The sequence below is a fragment of the Vibrio rumoiensis 1S-45 genome (assembly GCF_000286955.2).
In the GTDB taxonomy this organism is placed as follows: Bacteria; Pseudomonadota; Gammaproteobacteria; order Enterobacterales; family Vibrionaceae; genus Vibrio; species Vibrio rumoiensis_A.
This window is the reverse complement of the sequence record NZ_AJYK02000076.1, coordinates 1-5,410: the sequence shown is the minus strand read 5'-3', so window position 1 is coordinate 5,410 and position 5,410 is coordinate 1. Positions and strand designations below refer to the sequence as shown.

The window sequence follows — 5,410 nt, the reverse complement described above, 5'->3', positions numbered from 1 at the left end:
TGCGGAGTGGTAGTTCAATTGATTGCTTCTGTTTAGATGCAGCAGACCTGTGACGCGGCAAGGAAGGTATTAGGAAGTCCCGACTTATTGGATAAAGAGTCAGGCTTTTTTCGTTTAATGAAAACAATAAACGAAAATTATATAGAAATTTTAAGTTGTAGTTTTGTCAGTGGTTTTGTTTTGATCTATAGATAAGATAGAATAAAAAAACCCGAGAGGTTATCCCGGGCTATTGTAAATAGTAGGTAGTTTAAAGGATTTGTTTTAATATCCTATCCGCTTTAACTCGTTTTATCTTACGTATGAGCCTTTGAACCTCTTCAGGATAGTGCTCAATGCTTTCTAGTTGTTTATAACTGCCGACTAGATTGGTGTGTTTTAAAATAGACTCTATTTCTTTCTCAAATTGATCCACAAGTAAATGTTCAGGATCTTTAATGAGTAATCCATTCTCTAAGTCTAGCTTCCAAGCTCTAGGGTTAAAATTATTCCCTGTGAGCAGCATGTATTCTTTATCGATCCACATACCTTTTAAATGAAAACTGTTTTTTTCATGCTTCCATAAAAAAATCGAAAGTTGTCGGCTAGCAATATTAGCTTCATTAATTCGAGCGAAGTGGCGTAAATTCATTTCGTATAAGTAAGGTAGCCCAGCGATGGTTTTAAAGCTTTCTTCTGGGGGAATATAGAAATCATTAGCAGTTTTATCCCCTACGATGATTGTTACCTTCACTCCACGTTTAATAGCTCGTTTAACTTCTTTAGCGATGCTATTTGGAAAATTAAAGTAAGGTGTCAGGATAGTGACTTCTTTTTCTGCACAAGCAATTAGATTATTGATATGAAGATTTAATTTATTTCTTCTCTTTCCTACCCCGACTAAAGGAGAGATACCCACCTTGCCTGGCTCTATGATTTCTGGATCAAACTCATAGTTTGATTGAGCGAGTAAAGCTCGAAATTGTTTGATTTCAAGTTTCAATGATTTAGTCGTTGGGCGCTCATTTTGGGATAAACAATTTACGGCAGGGTTTAGGGTAATATATTGAGTAATATAATTAACCATGCTGTTAGCTAACTTAGGGTTTTTAATTACATGATAGCGATCAAAACGATATTTATTACTATGATGTAAATAGATATTATTTAAGCTTGCCCCACTATAAATAACGGTGTCATCAATGATGAAGCCTTTTAGATGAAGAACACCAAACACTTCTTTACTTCGAACTGGCACACCGAGAATCGAGATCGGATACTGGTACTTTTCTGCAAACTCTTTATAAATAGCTGCATTACCTTCGCTTTGATCGGCTCCAATTAACCCTCGTTGAGCACGGTGCCAATCGACACAAACTGTCACCTCTATCTTAGGGTTTCGTTGTTTCGCTTCATAAAGAGCCGTGAGAATCTCCCTACCAGCCTCATCATTTTCTAAGTACAGGGCAACGAGGTAAATTCGATGGGAAGCTTGCTTTATTTCAGACAACAGTCGTTCACGAAATTGTTGTGCAGTAAATAACACTTCAAATGCGTTTGGATCTTGAGCTATGGTTGGTAGCTGTTCGAGTAAATTCTTACTAGCTATCATATTAATTAATTAACCTTAATGCTGCCTAAATCTATAGGCGCTACTTTATCAAATTAGGTGAAACTATTCCTATATATGCTTGATATCTTATGTCATATCTGTGCATTTGTACTGCATTGGTAGCAGATTTTTACCATTTGATGTATATCTTTGAAATAATTGTTGAAGTGGCGGAGGAAGTTCAACAATAGTTTTCACTTCAAAGCCTGCTTTTTTATAGAAGTTTTTTAAATGAGTGTAAGCAAAGCAAAAGCAAGAGCTGTTTAAATGTTGAGTCTTACAGAAAGTTAAGAGATCAGTGGCAATACCTGAATGCCTAAAACTTGGTATGACAAGCATTCCGGTTAAGAGGGAGTACTCACCAATAGGTCTAAATCGAACGATAGCCACTATATTTGATTCCGCATATCCAACAATAATTGCTTCATTTTTCTTAGGTTTAGCAGATGGATAAAAGGCTTTATAAATGGGCTTGATTAACGGCAATTTGATTGGATCAAGTTGTTGAAAAATAAGTTCGTTCATTGAAGCACTGTGTTTGTTAAATGGATAAGGTAGAATAGCATAATACAAGTTTAGGTAACCAAGTCTATGAATGTGCAAGTAAACGTAAACCTTAAACCTTTCCATACTTTTGGTATTGATATCCCGTGTGACTTTTTAGTCGAAGCCGCTAATGTTGATGATGTGATTGATGCGTATCAAAATCCTCAATGGAAACAATTACCCAAATTAATCTTGGGCAAAGGAAGTAATGTTTTATTTACAGAGCCATTTCATGGTGTGATTATCACTAATCAGTTACTTGGTAAAAAAGTGACGGAAAGCGATAAGCTATTTCATCTTCATATTGCTGGAGGCGAAGATTGGCCCAGTTTAGTGGAGTGGACATTAAGCCAAGGCATTTATGGGCTGGAAAACCTAGCGCTTATTCCTGGCTGTGTTGGCAGCGCTCCCATACAAAATATTGGTGCCTATGGAGTTGAATTTAAAGATGTTTGTGAATATGTTGAATATCTAGATTTAGACACATTGACTATTACTCGTTTAAATTCAGATCAATGTTTATTTGCTTATAGGGATTCCGTATTTAAGCAATCCCTTTTAGGTAAGGTTGTCATTGTTGCTGTGGGGTTAAAGTTAAATAAGGCTTGGAAAGCAAACTTATCCTATGGCCCTTTGCAGGCAGAAAAAGATATTTTAACAACCCCTCAAGCTATTTTTGATCTCGTATGCGATATACGACGTTCTAAGCTGCCGGACCCATCGGTCACTGGTAATGCTGGGAGCTTTTTTAAAAACCCAGTCATTACGACGGAAAATTTCAACAGATTAAAAACAGCCTACCCAGAGCTTTCCGGTTATCCAATGACAGAAGGTGGGGTTAAGATTGCAGCAGGGTGGTTAATTGATCGATGTGGCTTAAAAGGGCACCAGATTGGTGGAGCACAAGTACATCCACAGCAGGCTCTCGTTATAGTGAATGCTGGTGAAGCAACCTCAAAAGACATATTGGATCTTGCTTGGTTTATTAGGCAAACAGTCAGCCATAAATACGGTGTGGACTTAGAGCATGAAGTCCGCTTTTTTGATTCAGAACATGAAACAAATCTGAATAATATTTTCACAGAGAATCATGTCTAAATTTAAAATGAGAGATTGGATTAATGTCTGAAAAAAAGGTGAAAGAGCATTCGGTTAAACATCAAATTATTCAATATTTATCTGATGGTGAATTTCATTCAGGTGAAATGTTAGGGGGTAGTTTAGGCATTTCGCGGGCGGCGATTAGTAAGCACATTAAAGGAATTCAGGACTGGGGGCTTGATGTTTATCGAGTTCAAGGAAAGGGATATCAACTCTCTGCACCTATCGATTTATTGGATTTGTCTATTATTCAAAAGTCTTCATCTGCGCCAGTAGAGCTTTTTTCTGTTATTGATTCGACCAATCAATATTTATTAGATAATGTTGATGATTTAGCTAATGGATCTGTGTGTATAGCCGAATATCAAGCAAATGGTCGTGGTCGTCGTGGCCGCCAATGGGCTTCTCCATACGGTTCTAATCTGTACTTTTCAATGTATTGGAAATTGGAAGCTGGTGTTGCTGCTGCAATGGGATTGAGTTTGGCTATTGGTGTCGCAATTGTTGATGCATTGGAATCACTAGGTGCGAAAGACTTAAAGTTAAAGTGGCCTAATGATTTATATTTTAACGATAAGAAGTTAGCCGGTATTTTGGTTGAAATGTCTGGGCAAACCGGTGGTGTTGCCCACCTTGTGATTGGAATGGGGCTCAATGTTAATATGGCTAAAGATTTAGTGGATATTGACCAACCATGGGCAAATTTATCACACGTATTTGATGATGAAATGCCATCTAGGAGCACCATTGTAATCGCATTGATAGATGCATGGAAAAAAGTATTGGATCAGTATGAATTACAAGGAATGAGCAGCTTTGTTGAGCGTTGGAATCAACTCGATAACTTTAAAGATAAGCCGATTAAATTATTAATGGGAAACAAAGAAGTGATTGGTGTCGGCAAAGGTATTACCGAACAAGGGGCTGTGAAAATTGAAACAGCGAATGGGCTTGAAACGTATATTGGAGGTGAGATTTCTTTGCGTAAGGGGGAATAAGTACCGTAAATAAATGGTTTTCATTTGTGCAGTAGTACTTCCTCGACCATGTGTTTATTACCTTTGCGTAAAATCAATTGGGCTTTATCTCGAGTAGGTAAGATATTCTGTTCGAGGTTAACACCATTAATTGATTGCCAAATACTTTTGGCTTTGGCAATGGATTCTTGCTCAGTGAGTTTAGTGTAATGGCTAAAGTATGAACCTGGCTTAGTAAAAGCACCCTTTCGTAGCTTCATAAATCTTGAAATATACCACTCTTCAATTTTTGCTGTTTCAGCATCAACATAAATTGAAAAATCTAGGAAGTCAGAAATAAACACCTTAAATGGGTTATCAGGGTAATCACTTCCACTTTGTAAAACATTTAACCCTTCAATGATCAACACGTCAGGCTGATCAACGATTTTGACTTCATCGGTAACGTTGTAGGTGATATGCGAATAGACAGGCACCTGAATGTTACGTTTGCATCCCTTAACATCACTGAGAAACTCTACTAACGCTTTCGTATCATACGATTCCGGGAATCCTTTTCTCGCCATCAAATTATTGGAAAGGAGCTCTTCGTTAGGGCGAAGGAATCCATCGGTAGTAATTAGCTCGACTTTTGGGTGATTTTCCCAACGAGATAAAAGCGCTTTAAGAAGACGAGCAGTTGTGCTTTTTCCTACCGCCACACTGCCGGCAATACCAATAATAAATGGAGGAGACTTTTCCTCTTTATTAAAAAACTGATGGAGCACTTGGTTGCGGCTTTGTCGTGCAGCGACGTATAAATTGAGCAATCGAGAAAGAGGAAGATAAATCTCCGTGACTTCATCCATTGATAAGCTTTCATTGATCCCTTGTAACACTTTTAAGTCTTCAGGAGCCAGAGTCATAGGGACAGAATTTCTTAATTCAGACCACTGCACTCTATTGTATGATAGATACGGATTCATAAAAGACTCGAAAATGACCAAAAAGGATGAAGAAAGATACACCATGCTTGATGGATTTCAAATAACAGATGGATCACTTTCGCAGCAAATGAATGATTTTTTCCTAAAATTGCCCCTAAAATACTATTCCATTATTTAAAATGGTGTTTTTTTGCATTTTACCCTTGCAAGCTTTCTGAACATTCAATAGAATTCGCCCCACTTGCGCCGACTTAGCTCAGTAGGTAGAG

The 5,410-nt window shown here is 37.6% G+C and carries 5 protein-coding genes; 2 read left to right on the top strand and 3 right to left on the bottom strand.

All coding sequences use genetic code 11. The annotated features are described in order from the left end of the window. Nucleotides 1–250 precede the first annotated feature (250 nt). Both pssA and A1QC_RS10045 read right to left on the bottom strand, forming a co-directional pair. On the bottom strand, nt 251–1,591 hold the full coding sequence (gene pssA, locus A1QC_RS10050; protein ID WP_017025073.1) for a CDP-diacylglycerol--serine O-phosphatidyltransferase: 1,341 nt from the start codon (nt 1,589–1,591) through the stop codon (nt 251–253). 87 nt (nt 1,592–1,678) lie between these two features. After that, entirely contained in the window at nt 1,679–2,116 is a 438-nt protein-coding gene (locus tag A1QC_RS10045; protein ID WP_017025072.1) for a GNAT family N-acetyltransferase, read from the bottom strand. A gap of 66 nt (nt 2,117–2,182) precedes the next feature. Between A1QC_RS10045 and murB the strand changes: the two genes are divergently transcribed. Both murB and birA read left to right on the top strand, forming a co-directional pair. After that, nucleotides 2,183–3,235: a UDP-N-acetylmuramate dehydrogenase gene (gene murB / locus A1QC_RS10040; RefSeq protein ID WP_017025071.1), complete on the top strand. Its 1,053-nt coding sequence runs from the start codon at nt 2,183–2,185 to the stop codon at nt 3,233–3,235. 23 nt (nt 3,236–3,258) lie between these two features. Further along, complete coding sequence (gene birA, locus A1QC_RS10035; RefSeq protein WP_017025070.1) at nt 3,259–4,236, top strand: bifunctional biotin--[acetyl-CoA-carboxylase] ligase/biotin operon repressor BirA; 978 nt, start codon at nt 3,259–3,261, stop codon at nt 4,234–4,236. Between the two features lie 20 nt (nt 4,237–4,256). Here the strand turns inward: birA and coaA are convergent, their stop codons facing one another. Next, nucleotides 4,257–5,180: a type I pantothenate kinase gene (coaA, locus tag A1QC_RS10030; protein WP_026025811.1), complete on the bottom strand. Its 924-nt coding sequence runs from the start codon at nt 5,178–5,180 to the stop codon at nt 4,257–4,259. Nucleotides 5,181–5,410: the final 230 nt, after the last annotated feature.